The organism is Pseudomonas sp. GW821-FHT07G06 (genome assembly GCF_058986625.1).
In genome coordinates, this window is sequence record NZ_JBYSVW010000002.1 from 635,440 (window position 1) to 649,758 (window position 14,319).

At 61.9% G+C, this 14,319-nt stretch carries 9 protein-coding genes; 2 read left to right on the forward strand and 7 right to left on the reverse strand.

The annotated features are described in order from the left end of the window. Window positions 1–57: 57 nt before the first annotated feature. The 4 genes from AC3WJW_RS06430 to AC3WJW_RS06445 all read right to left on the reverse strand — a co-directional run bounded on the left by AC3WJW_RS06430 (window position 58) and on the right by AC3WJW_RS06445 (window position 1,497). Window positions 58–339: a type II toxin-antitoxin system RelE family toxin gene (locus tag AC3WJW_RS06430; protein WP_007975642.1), complete on the reverse strand. Its 282-nt coding sequence runs from the start codon at window positions 337–339 to the stop codon at window positions 58–60. Beyond that, the gene (locus AC3WJW_RS06435) at window positions 329–574 is read right to left on the reverse strand and encodes a type II toxin-antitoxin system prevent-host-death family antitoxin (RefSeq protein ID WP_007975643.1); all 246 of its coding nucleotides are present in this window, start codon (window positions 572–574) and stop codon (window positions 329–331) included. The genes AC3WJW_RS06430 and AC3WJW_RS06435 overlap by 11 nt, the downstream gene beginning before the upstream one ends. An 82-nt stretch (window positions 575–656) precedes the next feature. Further along, entirely contained in the window at window positions 657–902 is a 246-nt protein-coding gene (locus AC3WJW_RS06440; RefSeq protein WP_015092958.1) for a DUF2789 domain-containing protein, read from the reverse strand. A gap of 133 nt (window positions 903–1,035) precedes the next feature. Next, window positions 1,036–1,497: an aminoacyl-tRNA deacylase gene (locus AC3WJW_RS06445; RefSeq protein ID WP_007975646.1), complete on the reverse strand. Its 462-nt coding sequence runs from the start codon at window positions 1,495–1,497 to the stop codon at window positions 1,036–1,038. 199 nt (window positions 1,498–1,696) lie between these two features. Between AC3WJW_RS06445 and AC3WJW_RS06450 the strand changes: the two genes are divergently transcribed. Together AC3WJW_RS06450 and AC3WJW_RS06455 are read left to right on the forward strand one after the other, a co-directional pair. Continuing rightward, window positions 1,697–2,230, forward strand: coding sequence for an NfeD family protein (locus AC3WJW_RS06450; protein ID WP_493725496.1), 534 nt, complete (start codon window positions 1,697–1,699; stop codon window positions 2,228–2,230). Window positions 2,231–2,232: 2 nt separating this feature from the next. Next, window positions 2,233–2,991: a slipin family protein gene (locus AC3WJW_RS06455; RefSeq protein WP_116582504.1), complete on the forward strand. Its 759-nt coding sequence runs from the start codon at window positions 2,233–2,235 to the stop codon at window positions 2,989–2,991. 11 nt (window positions 2,992–3,002) lie between these two features. Here AC3WJW_RS06455 and cysC read toward each other — a convergent pair whose 3' ends face one another. Genes cysC through AC3WJW_RS06470 form a run of 3 tightly spaced genes read right to left on the reverse strand, consistent with a single transcriptional unit; the run spans window position 3,003 to window position 14,183 of the window. Next, window positions 3,003–3,608, reverse strand: coding sequence for an adenylyl-sulfate kinase (gene cysC / locus AC3WJW_RS06460; RefSeq protein ID WP_493725497.1), 606 nt, complete (start codon window positions 3,606–3,608; stop codon window positions 3,003–3,005). Further along, window positions 3,592–5,106 (reverse strand): TolC family protein, encoded by a 1,515-nt coding sequence (locus AC3WJW_RS06465; protein ID WP_217836832.1) that lies wholly within the window; start codon window positions 5,104–5,106, stop codon window positions 3,592–3,594. The genes cysC and AC3WJW_RS06465 overlap by 17 nt, the downstream gene beginning before the upstream one ends. A gap of 44 nt (window positions 5,107–5,150) precedes the next feature. Further along, window positions 5,151–14,183 (reverse strand): Ig-like domain-containing protein, encoded by a 9,033-nt coding sequence (locus AC3WJW_RS06470; RefSeq protein ID WP_493725524.1) that lies wholly within the window; start codon window positions 14,181–14,183, stop codon window positions 5,151–5,153. Window positions 14,184–14,319 lie beyond the last annotated feature (136 nt).

The following is a 14,319-nucleotide window of genomic DNA, read 5'->3' on the forward strand; positions in this document are numbered from 1 at the left end:
AGAGGATTTTCCGTCAAGTTTTGAAACAAATACATAACAGCGACCTGCCGAGAGCCCTCAACGTTTCCTGGCGCGCTCATACACCTCACTGCGTTCGCGCTTTCCTACTGCAACGACAGAAACAACGATGCGCTCATCTATCACCTCGTAGACGAGTCGATACCCCGATGACCTCAGCTTGATCTTGTAGCAGTCAGGCATGCCATGCAGCGCGTCAGACTGGATTCGAGGCACCTCAAGCCGCTCTGACAGTTTCTTTTTGAATTGCTCACGTACTGTGTGCCCCAGCTTGTCCCATTCTTTGCGTGCCGACGGGAGAAATTCGAGCTTATAAGTCATCCAGCGTTACCGGGATCGGCGTTTCATGACGACGAGAACGCACGAGTTCCGCCAACTCCAAATCATCAAGGCGCTCCATCATGGCTTCGAACACATCGGCAGGAACCATGTAGCCCATGACGCGATTGTGATTGAGCACCGCGACGGGCCCTCCATGGGCGCCATTCAAAACGGCAGAGGGGTTTTTCTTTAGTTCAGACACGCTGACAGCCATATCGGCCAAAACATTTTGCATAATTAAGACCTCAAATAAGGTCTTAATTTTGGTCAATTAGTTCGATCAGAGCAACCTCTGTGAGCCGCCGCCTATCCGTTATTTACACCCCCCGCCCCTTCCTCAACATCACATCCAGTTGATCCACCACCTCCGCCCAATCTGCGTCATCGAGTATCTCTTCACGCAGAAGCTCCGCCTGGCTCGGGCTCCAGAAAAATGCATCCGCAAGGTGCAGTTCCGGTTTTAGCGGTGAATGGGTGGCGATGAATTTATCGATGCTTTCGGCGTCGTCCGGCAGGCCGAGTTGTTTGAACAGGGATGGCAGGTTGTGGGTCGGGCTTTCCATGTTGAACTCCTGGGGATCAATTTAGGGACCGCTGCGCGGTCATTCGCGAGCAGGCTCGCTCCCACAGGAAAATTCGTTCCCCCCTGTGGGAGCGAGCCTGCTCGCGAAGACGTCAGCATTGGCAGCACAAACCTCAATGACTCAACTCCCGCACCTCCGCATGGGGCACCATTTTCAGGAACTCGGGCATGTCCATGCGCACCAGGTTGACGTGGTTGCCGGCCTCCAGATAGATGTCTTTCTGCCGGGTCAGCAGCGGGTCGATGACCACTTCCAATCCATAGGACTCACCCAGCGCCGGTACGGCACCGCGTTCGCAATCGTCGAACAGGTGCGCCAGGTTGCTTTCGCGGGAAACCTGCCACTCACCGCTGCTGCGGACCTTGCTCAGGTCAAGGTGACGGCTGGCGGGCAGCACAGCCATCAGGTAGTGCCCATGGTGATCGTCGAGGATCACCGATTTGGCCACCCGTTCGGCAGGAATACCGGCGACCCGCGCCGTTTCGAGGCTGCTGGCCGAGTGGGGGTGGCTGACGATGTCATATTCGCATTGAGCCTTCTCCAGGCTTCGCTGCACGGTTCTTGCCATACGCATGATGCACCTCGGTGTCCGCCGTGATCGCTGGCAGACGATGGTTAAAGCGTTGCTTGCGTAGTAAAAGTCTAGGCCCGCCGGCGTGATCCGGCGGGAAATCCGCCCATCGGCCGACGATGACAATTGAGCAAAATTCATACAGGTCGAGGCTCAACTAAACTGTACTCAGAGCCACTCCACGACTCTCCCGGAGGGTCAAGTGAACACGCGTTGCTGTGCAGTTGCGTTGCTGTTGGCGTTGAGCGGATCGGCCTGCGCTGCCGACACGGTTGTGTTGCTGGTGCCCAATCCCGTGGGGATCTGGCTGATCACCTTCGGCATCGCGTTCCTGATCGCCGAGGCGGCCCTGCCCAATTACGGCGTGATCGGCCTGGGCGGCATCGTGATGTTCGTGATCGGCGCGGTGATCCTGTCCAACACCGAAGTGCCCGTGCCGTTGATGGTCGGCCTGGCAGTGGTCAGCGCGCTGCTACTGATCTACCTGGTGATACACGCCTTGAAAACCCGACCGCGCCACATCGTCAGTGGTGATGCCGGGCTGCTCGGCAGCGTGACGGCGGTGACGTCATTGCAGGCCGGCAACGCCTATGGCGGCTGGGTGCATCTGCAAGGAGAACAATGGCAGGTACTCAGCGCGACGCCGCTGCAACCCGGGCAACGGGTGCGGGTGGTGGGGCGCAAGGGCTTGCTGCTGCAAGTGGCCGCGGCTGACGCGGCGCCGGGCGGAGAATAGTCATGGGTTTGCAATTGGGTCTTGTCGCGCTGCTGCTGTTGCTCATCGCACTGGCGGGGTCGACGTTCCGCATCCTGCGCGAGTACGAGCGCGGGGTGGTGTTCCAGCTCGGGCGCTTCTGGCAGGTCAAGGGCCCCGGCCTGATCCTGCTGATTCCGGTGGTCCAGCAAATGGTCAGGGTCGATTTGCGCACCGTGGTGCTGGACGTGCCGCCACAAGACGTGATCACCCGCGACAACGTGTCGGTCAAGGTCAACGCGGTGCTGTATTTCCGCGTGCTCGATCCGCAGAAAGCCATCATCCAGGTCGAGGACTTCCTGGCCGCCACCAGTCAATTGGCGCAAACCACGTTGCGGGCGGTGCTGGGTAAACACGAACTGGACGAACTGCTGGCCGAACGCGAACGGTTGAACCTGGACATCCAGCAAGTACTCGACGCCCAGACCGACGCCTGGGGCATCAAGGTCGCCAACGTCGAGATCAAGCACGTGGACCTCAATGAATCGATGGTCCGTGCCATCGCCAAGCAAGCCGAAGCCGAACGGGAACGGCGCGCCAAGGTGATCCACGCCGAAGGTGAATTGCAGGCCTCGGAAAAACTCATGCAGGCCGCCGAAATGCTTGGCCGCCAACCGGGGGCCATGCAACTGCGCTACATGCAGACCCTGAGTTCGATTGCCGGCGACAAGAGCTCGACCATCGTCTTTCCGTTGCCGATCGAGTTGCTCAAGGGCATGGCTGACTTGTCACCAAAACCCTGAACGCCGATCGGTCAGGACCTGGGCAGCACTTCGGATTCAGTGAGCCAGGTCAGCAGTCGATCAAGGCAGGCCTCGACCGTTTGTACCCCTGTGTCGAGCACCAGCGCCGCATCGACCGGCGCCTGATACGGCGCAGACACCCCGGTAAAGCCGGTCAACTCCCCACGTCGGGCACGGGCATAGTGACCTTTCGGATCGCGTTGCTCGCACACCGCCAGGGCCGCGCTGCACCAGACTTCCCGGTAGTCGTCACCGAGTCGCCGGGCGAACACATCACGCAACTCTACCAAGGGCGCGATCATCGCCAGGATCACGATGTGTCCGTTCTCCACCAGCAACGATGCCAGTTCGCTGGCGCGGCGGATGTTCTCCTGACGATCGCTGTCGCCAAAGCCCAGGTCCCGGTTGAGCCCCACCCGCAGCCCGTCACCATCGAGCACCACGCTTTGCAGTCCGCGGGCAAACAACTCGGCGTGCAGCGCTTGCGCAAGGGTCGACTTGCCTGCCGCCGGCAGGCCGGTCAGCAGGATGGCCGCGCCGCGATGACCGTTGCGTCGCTCGCGCTGAGCCCGGCTGACGCTGGCGCTCGGGGCCTTCACGTCAGCGCACCGGGACATGAGCCACCGGCACCGTAATATCACCTGCCGCCCAGGCCGCTTCGCGGTTGGCCAGGGCCGTGGCGATGGACTGGACTTGCGTCGATTGCACCTGATCCGGCAGCGGGTCGAGACCGGCGCTGGCGAAAATCTGCCCATAGGCGTTGCGCAGGTCGGCGTAGGACAGGTCACGACGCAGATCGGCCTGCAAGGTGTTGAGTTCCCCCTGGATCAGATCAAGCTCTCCGATACCGTCCGCCTGGTGACGGTTACGCAACTGACCGACGATTTGCCCGTCGATGTCCGACAATTGCTGATTGGTCTTGAACTGGCGCAAGGCCTCGCGGTAGTTGGCATTGGCCACATACAGCTGCGCCAGCACCGCAATCGACATCGCCTGACGGCGCGCCGTGGCGACTTCTTCACCGGCCTTGGCTACGTCGATCGCCGCCGGAGCCGAGATCACGTTGAACAGGTTCCAGGTGACTTTGACGCCGTAATCAGCCCAGCCTTGCTCCACCAGGAACGAGTTGCTGTCGTAATGTCCGCCGGCGGAGAACTCCAGGCCCGGCAGCAGGCGCAACATGGCCTTGCGGGTTTCAGCCGCGCTGATGCGGGTCTGATAATCCTGCTCACGCAGTTCCGGACGACTGGTCAGGGCTTCCTGTTCGAGGCTGGCCAGGTCGACCTTGAGCTCGGGAATCTCATAACCGTTATCGGTTGCCAGGGTCAGCTCCGTGCCCATCGGCAGGTTGATCAGGGTTGCCAGTTCGGTCTTGGCCAGTGACAACGCACGGCGCTGCTCTTCCAGCTGGCGGGTCGCCTCGATCAGCGAGCGCTGATAACCGAGGGCCTGCACCGGGTCGCCAATGCGTTGCTGGCTCATGCTCTGGCTGTTGTTGCGCGCGGTTTCAACCCGCGCCATCAGGCTGTCGATCTGTGTGAGCAGGCGTTCGGCGGCCATCGCCCGCCAGTACGCCGAACGCACGTCCTGGACGATGGTGTTGATCACCTTGCGCCGACGCTCCTGAACGATCAGGCGCTGGTCGCCCTGCTGCTTGGCGCTGATGTAGCTGACACCAAAGTCGAGCACGTTCCAGACCATGGTCAGGTCCGCTACATCACGGTCGCGGTCCTGGGAGGTCGAAGGTTCCAGGGACTGCGTGCCGGTGCGTACACTCTGGCTGCTGGAGGCGTTGACGTTGTTGCGCCCCACGTATCCGGCGTCCAGCGCCATGCGCGGCAGCATGTCGAAACTGGCGAGGTCGAGCTGACGCTTGGCCAGGGCCTCTTCCATGATTTTCAACCGGCCTTCGAGGTTGTACTTCACCGCGCGGGCCATGGCCTGGTGCAGGGTCAACGGGCCGCCAAGAGGCTCCTGCCCCTTGTACATGGCTTGCAGGTCACTTTTGGCCCGCTGCTCACTGACACTGCGTTCGATCGGCTCACTGGTGACTGCGCATCCGCTGATCGCCAGTGCCAGCAGGCTGGCGCCGAACAACTTATGACTTTTTTTCATCCTTGCATCGCCCCTGGGTGCCGCATCAAAAGTGAAAGTTTTCATCAGGCCTGCATTTCGCTGATGCCGGCCAGCTTCAGAGCGGCGGCCAGCTTGTCGACCTGCTGCTGCTCGCTGTCTTTGAGTTGTTGCAATTGCTGACCCAGGGTCGGTGCGCCAAATACCCCGCGCAGGCCCTGAGAAACATCGCCGGACTTGATCGACTGACTGCCAAAGGCGTTCAACGAATCGCGCTCTGCACTGCTGTCCTGATTGAACAAGCTCGACAGCGTGCTGGTGCTGAACACGCCGCCATCGCCGCCACCGAAACCGAGGAAACCATGCCCCGAGCCATCGCCTCCGCTGTCATTGCTGGTGAAAACCTGTGCAATGAAACTCGGGGTCAATGCGCCGTGGTTCATGAAAATATCGCCCAACGGCCGGATACCATTGCCGATCACCCGTTGTTCGAACAACGGCTGGAAGGTCAATGGTGAAGTGAGGTTGCCCGTCGGAGGCGTGAAAATGGTCGGTTGCAGCGGCACGTTAGGCACATCGGCCAGCGTCACCGGGGTGCTGCTTTGGAACTCGGGGTCTACCGTTACGACGACAACCGATGAGGTCGGCACCGTGTTGATGACAAAGTTGTCGGACTGGCTCACACCGCTGCCACTGTTGCCGGCCATGTCGCTGATACCGGCGCGGTTGATGCTGATCGCATTGCTCACGATATTGACGTTGGCGGTCGGCGTCAGCATCGCCGTCCAGGTCTTGCCGCCGTCGCTGCTGCTCAGGTCGGACAAGGTGCCGTTGGCAATACTGATATCGGACAAATCAAAACCACTGACCGCTTCGTTGAAGGTAATGGTCACCTGCGAGGTCTGGCCCACACCCAGGTCTGGATTGGCGACTACCACGGTGGCGGTCGGCAGCTCGCTGTCGAGTGTGTAATTGTTCGACACCGCGACCGTGTTGCCGGTGTTGCCCACCAGATCGGTGACGTTGCCGGTGTCCAGCGCGATGAAGTTGCTTGGGTCGGTGACATTGGCCGTCGGTGTGAACGTCGCGGTCCAGGTCTTGCCGCCATCGCTGCTGGCGAGATTGCTCAGGTCGCCATTGGTCACGCTCAAATCAGACAGATCGAAGTTGCTGACGGCCTCGCTGAAGGTGAAGGTCACCGTAGTGGTCTGACCGATGCCCAGGTTCGGGTTGGCAACCACGATGTTCACCGTCGGCCGGGTCGCATCGAGCGCGTAGTTGTTGGAGATGGCGATACTTGCGCCGAGGTTGCCGGCGGCGTCCTGCATGCGACCGGTGTCGAGCACGATCAGGTTGGTTGCATCGCTGACATTGGCAGTCGGCGTCAGGGTCGCGGTCCATGTCACGCCGCCATCGCTGCTGCTCAGGTTCGACAGCGTGCCATTGGCAACACTGATATCCGACAGGTCGAAACCGCTCACCGCTTCGCTGAAGGTGATGGTCACAGTGCTGGTTTCGCCGATGCCGAGCTGCGAGTCGGCAACCACGATGGTCGCGGTCGGCAGTGCGGTGTCGATGGCAAAAATGTTCGAGTCGGTGGTGCCCGACCCCGTGTTGCCCGACGCATTGGCCACGCCGCTATTGTCGAGAGTGATAAGGTTGCTGGCGTCGGTAACGTTCGAGGCTGGCGTAAAGGCCGCCGTCCAGGTGATGCCGCCATCGCTGCTGCTGACGTTGCTCAACGTACCGTTGGCGATGGTCAGGTCGGCATTGCTGAATCCGCTGACTGCCTCACTGAAGGTGATGGTCACCAGGGTCGTTTCGCCGGCCTTCAGCGCCGTATCGGCGATCACGATGCTGGCGGTCGGCACGCTGGTTTGCACCAGGTAATTCGCCGAGTTGGTCACCCCGCTCCCGGCGTTGCCTGCCGTGTCGGTGACACCGGTGTTGTCCAGAGTGATGAGGTTGGTGGTGTCGGTGATCGCGGCCGTCGGGATAAAAGTCGCGGTCCAGGTAACGCCACCGTCGCTACTGCTCAACCCGCTCAAGGTGCCGTTGGCGACGTTCAAATCAGAACTGTCCAGACCACTGACCGCCTCACTGAAGGTGATGGTCACCAGGGTGGTTTCGCCGGGACGCAGATCGGTGTCGGCCATGACAATAGTGGCGGTCGGGCGCTGGCTGTCGATCGCGTAATTGTTCGAATCGGTGGTGCCGCTACCGGCATTGCCCACCGCATCCAGAACACCGCTGTTATCGAGCTGGATGAGGTTGCTGGTGTCGGTGATAGCCGCCAACGGTGTCAGGGTGGCCGTCCAGGTGATGCCGCCGTCGCTGCTGCTCACCGCACTCAAGGTGCCATTGTCGATGATCAGGTCGGCGTTGGTGAAACCGGTCACTGCCTCGGAGAAGGTGATGGTGACCAGCGAGGTTTCGCCGACGTTCAGGGCATTGTCGGCGACCACGATGGTGGCGGTCGGGCGCTGGGTGTCGATGGCGTAGTTGTTGGAATCGGTGCTGCCGCTTCCGGTGTTGCCGGAGGTGTTCTGCACGCCGCTGTTGTCCAGGGTGATCAGGTTGCTGGCGTCAGTGATGTTGGCGGTGGGTGTAAAGGTCGCCGTCCAGGTGATGCCGCCGTCGCTGCTGCTGACCGCGCTCAACGTGCCGTTGGCGATGCTCAGGTCGGCGTTGCTGAAGCCGGTCACCGCTTCGCTGAACGTGATGGTCACCAGCGAGGTTTCGCCGACGTTCAGGGCGTTGTCGGCGACCACGATGGTGGCGGTCGGCAACACGGTGTCGATGGTGAAATTGGCGGAGTTGGTCGTACTGGTACCCGTGTTGCCCGCCAGATCGGTGACGCCGCTGTTGTCCAGGATGATCAGGTTGGTCGTGTCGTTGATCGCAACGTTCGGCGTGAACGTCGCCGTCCAGGTAATGCCGCCGTCGCTGCTGCTCACCGCGCTCAACGTGCCGTTGGGAACGGACAGGTCGGCGTTGTCGAAACCGCTCACCGCCTCGGAGAAGGTAATGGTTACCAACGAGGTTTCACCGGCACTCAGCATCGGGTCGGCCAGCACAATCGTGGCGGTCGGGCGGACCATGTCGATGGCATAGTTGTTGGAGTCGGTAGTGCCGCTGCCGGCGTTGCCCGACAGGTCGCTGACCCCGGTATTGTCCAGGGTGATCAGGTTGGTCGTGTCGTTGATGCTCGCCGAAGGCGTGAAGGTTGCAGTCCAGGTAATGCCGCCGTCGCTGCTGCTCACCGTGCTCAGCGTACCGTTGGCAATGGTCAGATCGGCATTGGTGAAACCGCTGACCGCTTCACTGAAGGTGATCGTCACCAGCGAGGTTTCGCCGATGCTCAGTGCCGTGTCCGTCACCACGATGGTCGCCGTCGGGCGCTGGGTGTCGATGGCGTAGTTGTTGGAATCGGTGGTGCCGCTGCCGACATTGCCCGAGGCGTTTTGCACACCGCTGTTGTCCAGGGTGATGACGTTGCCGGTGTCGGTGATGGCGCTGGTCGGGGTGAAGGTCGCGGTCCAGGTGATGCCGCCGTCGCTGCTGCTGACGGAGGTCAAGGTGCCGTTGGCGATGGTCAGGTCGGCATTGGAGAAACCGCTGACGGCTTCGCTGAACGTGATGGTCACCAGCGACGTTTCACCGATTTTCAACGCATTGTCGGCCACCACGATGGTCGCCGTCGGCAGCACCGTATCGATGGTGTAGTTGCCGGAATTGGTGGTGCCGCTGCCGGTGTTGCCGGCTATGTCGGTCACGCCGGTATTGGCCAGGGTGATGACATTGCTGGCGTCACTTATGCCTGCGGTTGGCGTAAACGTCGCGGTCCAGGTGATCCCGCCGTCGCTGCTGCTCACTGCGCTCAGCGTGCCGTTGGCGATGCTCAAGTCACTGTTGTCAAAACCGGTCACCGCCTCGCTGAAGGTGATCGTCACCAGTGAAGTTTCGCCGGCACTCAGGGTCGCGTCCGCCAGGACGATGGTGGCCGTCGGGCGCTGGCTGTCGACGGCGAAATTATTGGAGTTGGTGGTGCCGCTGCCGGTGTTACCCGCTGCATCCTGCACACCGCTGTTGTTCAGTGTGACCAGATTGGTTGCATCAGTGATGCCCGCCGTCGGCGTCAGGGTCGCGGTATAAGTGATGTTATCGCTGGTGCTGAGATTGCTCAGAGTACCATTGCTCACCGTCAGGTCGGCCGTGGTAAAGCCAGTCACCGCCTCGGAGAACGTGATAGTCACCACCGATGTCTGACCCACCGCCAGCGCCGAGTCCGCGACCACAATGGTGGCTGTCGGGCGTACGGTATCGATGGCGTAGTTGTTGGAATCGGTGGTGCCGCTGCCGGCGTTACCCGAGGCGTTTTGCACGCCGCTGTTATCCAGGGTGATGACGTTGCTGGAGTCGGTGATGGCGCTGCTCGGGGTGAAGGTCGCGGTCCAGGTGATGCCGCCATCGCTGCTGCTGACAGAGGTCAAGGTGCCGTTGGCGATGGTCAGGTCGGCGTTGGAGAACCCACTGACGGCCTCGCTGAAGGTTATGGTCACCAGCGACGTTTCACCGATTTTCAACACATTGTCGGCCACCACGATGGTCGCCGTCGGCAGCACCGTATCGATGGTGTAATTGCCGGAACTCGTGGTGCCGCTGCCGGTGTTGCCGGCGATGTCGGCCACACCGGTATTGTTCAGGGTGATGACGTTGCTCGGGTCACTCACGCCGACGGTTGGCGTGAAGGTCGCGGTCCAGGTGATACCGCCGTCACTGCTGCTCACCGCAGTCAGGGTGCCGTTGGCAATGGTCAGGTCGGCGTTGGTGAATCCGCTCACCGCCTCGGAGAACGTGATGCTCACCAGCGAGGTTTCGCCCGCTGCCAGTGTTGTATCCGCCAGCACAATCGTGGCGGTCGGGCGCACGGTGTCGATGGCGTAGTTGTTGGAATCAGTGGTGCCGCTGCCGGCGTTGCCCGCCAGATCCGCGATGCCGGTGTTGTCCAGGGTGATCAGGTTGGTCGTGTCATTGATACTCGCGGAAGGTGTAAAGGTCGCCGTCCAGGTGATGCCGCCGTCGCTGCTGCTCACCGCAGTCAGGGTGCCGTTGGCGATGGTCAGGTCGGCGTTGGTGAAACCGCTGACCGCTTCACTGAAGGTGATGGTCACCAGCGAGGTTTCGCCGATTCTCAGCGCCGTGTCCGTCACTACGATGGTTGCCGTTGGCCGCACGGTGTCGATCGCATAGTTGTTGGAATCGGTGGTGCCGCTGCCCACGTTACCGGTGCCGGCAGCCTGCACACCGGTGTTGTCCAATGTGATCAGGTTGGTAGCGTCGGTAATGCTGACGGTCGGGGTGAAGGTGGCAGTCCAGGTGATGCCGCCATCGCTGCTGCTCACCGCGCTCAACGTGCCGTTGGCGATGGTCAGGTCGGCATTGGAGAAACCGCTGACGGCTTCGCTGAAAGTGATGGTCACCAGTGACGTTTCACCGATTTTCAACGCATTGTCGGCGACCACGATGGTGGCTGTCGGCAGCACCGTATCGATGGTGTAGTTGCCGGAACTGGTGGTGCCGCTGCCGGTGTTGCCGGCGATGTCGGCCACACCGGTATTGTTCAGGGTGATGACGTTGCTCGGGTCACTCACGCCGACGGTTGGCGTGAAGGTCGCGGTCCAGGTGATACCGCCGTCACTGCTACTCACCGCAGTCAGGGTGCCGTTGGCAATGGTCAGGTCGGCGTTGGTGAATCCGCTCACTGCCTCGGAGAACGTGATGGTCACCAGCGAGGTTTCGCCCGCTGTCAGTGTTGTATCCGCCAGCACAATCGTGGCGGTCGGACGCACGGTGTCGATGGCGTAGTTGTTGGAATCAGTGGTGCCGCTGCCGGCGTTGCCCGCCAGATCCGCGATGCCGGTGTTGTCCAGGGTGATCAGGTTGGTCGTGTCATTGATACTCGCGGAAGGCGTAAAGGTTGCCGTCCAGGTGGTGCCGCCGTCGCTGCTGCTGACCGCGGTCAACGTGCCGTTGGCAATGGTCAGGTCGGCGTTGGTGAAACCGCTGACCGCTTCACTGAAGGTGATCGTCACCAATGAGGTTTCGCCGATTCTCAACGCCGTGTCCGTCACCACGATGGTGGCCGTCGGGCGCACGGTGTCGACGGCATAGTTGTTGGAGTCGGTAGTGCCGCTGCCGGCATTGCCCGCCAGATCAACCACGCCTGTGTTGTCCAGGGTGATCAGGTTGGTCGTGTCGCTGATGATCGCGGAGGGCGTGAAGGTGGCGGTCCAGGTGATGCCTCCGTCGCTGCTGCTCACCGAGGTCAACGTGCCGTTGGTAATGGTCAGATCGGCGTTGGTGAAACCGCTCACGGCCTCGGAGAAGGTGATTGTCACCAGTGAGGTTTCGCCGATTCTCAACGCAGTATCCGTCACCACGATGGTTGCGGTCGGACGAAGCGTATCAATCGCATAGTTGTTCGAATCGGTGGTGCCGCTACCGGCATTGCCCGCCAGATCGCTGACCCCGGTGTTGTTCAGGGTGATCAGGTTGGTCGAGTCGTTGATGCTCGCGGAAGGGGTGAATGTGGCGGTCCAGGTGATGCCACCGTCGCTGCTGCTCACCGAGGTCAACGTACCGTTGGCAATCGTCAGGTCGGCGTTGGTGAAACCGCTGACCGCTTCACTGAAGGTGATCGTCACCAGCGAGGTTTCGCCGATTCTCAGCGCCGTGTCCGCCACCACGATGGTTGCTGTTGGCCGCACGGTGTCGATCGCATAGTTGTTGGAGTCGGTGGTGCCGCTGCCGGCGTTGCCCGCCAGGTCGCTGACCCCGGTGTTGTCCAGGGTGATCAGGTTCGTCGTGTCGGTGATGCTCGCGCTCGGCGTGAAAGTCCCCGTCCAGGTGATGCCGCCATCGCCGCTGCTCACCGAGGTCAAGGTGCCGTTGGTAATCGTCAGGTCGGCGTTGGTGAGGCCGGTGACCGCTTCGTTGAAGGTGATGGTCACCAGGGAGGTTTCGCCGATTCTCAGCGCCGTGTCGGCAAACACGATGCTGGCGGTCGGGCGTACGGTGTCGACCGTGTAGTTGTTGGAGTTGGTGGTGCCGACACCGGCGGTGCCCAGACCGTTTATCACCCCGGTGTTGTCCAGGGTGATGACGTTGGTCGTATCGGAAATACTGGCGGACGGCGTGAACGTTGCTGTCCAGGTGATGCCGCCATCGCCGCTGCTGACCGCGGTCAAGGTGCCGTTGGCGATGGTCAGATCCGCATTGGTGAAACCGGTCACTGCCTCGGAGAAGGTAATGGTCACCAGGGACGTTTCGCCGATGCTCAGTGTGGAGTCAGCGACCACAATGGTCGCGGTCGGCGGCGGTGCATAGGCGGTGTTGAGGTTGCCGCCGTCGTTGTAGATTGTCGCTACGGAGGTTGGCGAGGTGCCGGTTGAACCCCCGCCCAATGCGACGCCGCCAGCACCACTGGCCGCGGCATTACCCGCCAGGGCGGCGAAGTTGGCGGCCGTGATCAGCAGCGTGCCCTTGTTCCAGACTGCACCGACGCCCTTGCCGCCCAGACCGCCATTGCTGGCATTGCTGCCCTGGCCACCGCCACCGCCACCGCCGCCACCAGCGCCGATGTTGTTACTGATGGTCGAGGTGCCGACGATGGTGAGGGTGCCGCTGCTGGCGTTGTAGATCCCGCCCACCGCATTGCCACCGGCGCCACCCACCTTGTCCCAACCGGCTCCGCCGCCACCACCGCCAATGGAAATCGTGCCATTGGTGGCCGTCGCACCGTTACCGCCGTTGCTGTAATAGGAAACGCCTATGCCGCCAGCCCCGCCAGTGGCGGTACCGCCGCGCCCGCCCATGTGGGTGGCGTCATAACCGCCGCCGTAACCGCCGACGCCACCGCCGCCCGCCTGGCCGCCCAATGTGCCGGTACCCGGCCCTGCCGAACCGCCATGCCCGCCACCCTGGCCGCCCAAACCGCCGCCACCGCCCCCCCCACCTCCGTAAAAAGCGCCGGTGACACCGCCGCCGCCACCGCCACCGGAAGCGGCGTTGGAGGTCACGGTAACGTTTTTCAGGGTCAAAATCCCGGCGTTGAAAATCCCCCCGGCCATCGCGCCCGTGGCGCCGTAGCCACCGTTGCCACCCGTACCCGACACCAGGCCACGGGTGATCACCAGGCCATCGAGGGTCACGGTGCTGCCGGACGTCACTTCAATCACTCGAGTCCTGTACTGGCCGTCGAGAATCACTTCGGCCGCACCGTCGTTGTTCAAGTCGCCATCAACGGTGATGTTCTTGTTGATCAGCAACTCGGACGTCAGCTGCACCGTCATGCCGCTGCTGAAGGTGACGATATCGCCGTTCTGCGCCGAGGCGATCGCCGCGCGCAACGAACCGACGCCGGTATTGGCGTTGTTGGTGGCGGTCCAGGTGGCCAGGCCCCACTGATAGTCGCTCATGGCCGTGGTCGAGAGGACATTGGCGCTCTCGATGTTGCCGGTGACGATTTCCAGATCCCAGTCACCGCCAATACCCGTGCGGTTGTTCGAAGCCGCTACATCGCGGCCGGTCATTTGCGCCAGCGAATCGACGAAGCTCAGGCCACGCTCGCCTTCGGCGGTGTAGCAGCCGTAGATCAGGATGTCGCCGCCGGCGTTGATGTCCTTGCCGATCTCCGCCAGCACCGCACTGCGGTCGGCGACGTTGTCGGCCGACAGATAGCTGTCGCCCAGCCACAGGTCGCCGGCGTTACCGTGAGCGATGATCTGCACCGAGCTGATGCCCTGATGCTGATCCAGGTATTGGGCAATCTGTTGCAGCCCATCCTTGCCCGCGTCCAGTTTCACGACCTGGGTCCCGGGGGCGACGCCTGTGAGCAGGCTGTCGGCATCTTTCACCCGGGAGTCGACGAACACCACGCTCTGCCCCGGCACCGCAACGGGGCTGGCCGCCGGTGTGGCATCGGCCTGGCCATGGGTATCCTTGCTCGCCGTCGGGTGATCGGCAGTCGGCGCCTTGGCGGCATCGGCTGTGGAATGGCTGTCGGCCTGGGCGGCGGTATCGGCCACCGTGGCGGCGACGGCACCGTCGAACAGCATGCGCGGTTCCAGGGACATGATCATGGGCGCCGCTGGCGTCCGCTGGCCTTCGGTTACCCGTGACTTTGCCTTTGCCCCACCGAAAATGGTCCACCACATGCTGCTCACCCGAACTCGAACGAATGTACGTAACGCA

Excerpts from the sequence above, each read along its gene's own strand:
- cysC (WP_493725497.1), bottom strand. The coding sequence starts at position 3,608 with ATGTCCCGGTGCGCTGACGTGAAGGCCCCGAGCGCCAGCGTCAGCCGG.
- AC3WJW_RS06465 (WP_217836832.1), bottom strand. The coding sequence starts at position 5,106 with ATGAAAAAAAGTCATAAGTTGTTCGGCGCCAGCCTGCTGGCACTGGCG.
- AC3WJW_RS06435 (WP_007975643.1), bottom strand. The coding sequence starts at position 574 with ATGCAAAATGTTTTGGCCGATATGGCTGTCAGCGTGTCTGAACTAAAG.
- AC3WJW_RS06430 (WP_007975642.1), bottom strand. The coding sequence starts at position 339 with ATGACTTATAAGCTCGAATTTCTCCCGTCGGCACGCAAAGAATGGGAC.
- AC3WJW_RS06445 (WP_007975646.1), bottom strand. The coding sequence starts at position 1,497 with ATGCGTATGGCAAGAACCGTGCAGCGAAGCCTGGAGAAGGCTCAATGC.
- AC3WJW_RS06470 (WP_493725524.1), bottom strand. The coding sequence starts at position 14,183 with ATGCTGTTCGACGGTGCCGTCGCCGCCACGGTGGCCGATACCGCCGCC.
- AC3WJW_RS06455 (WP_116582504.1), top strand. The coding sequence starts at position 2,233 with ATGGGTTTGCAATTGGGTCTTGTCGCGCTGCTGCTGTTGCTCATCGCA.
- AC3WJW_RS06440 (WP_015092958.1), bottom strand. The coding sequence starts at position 902 with ATGGAAAGCCCGACCCACAACCTGCCATCCCTGTTCAAACAACTCGGC.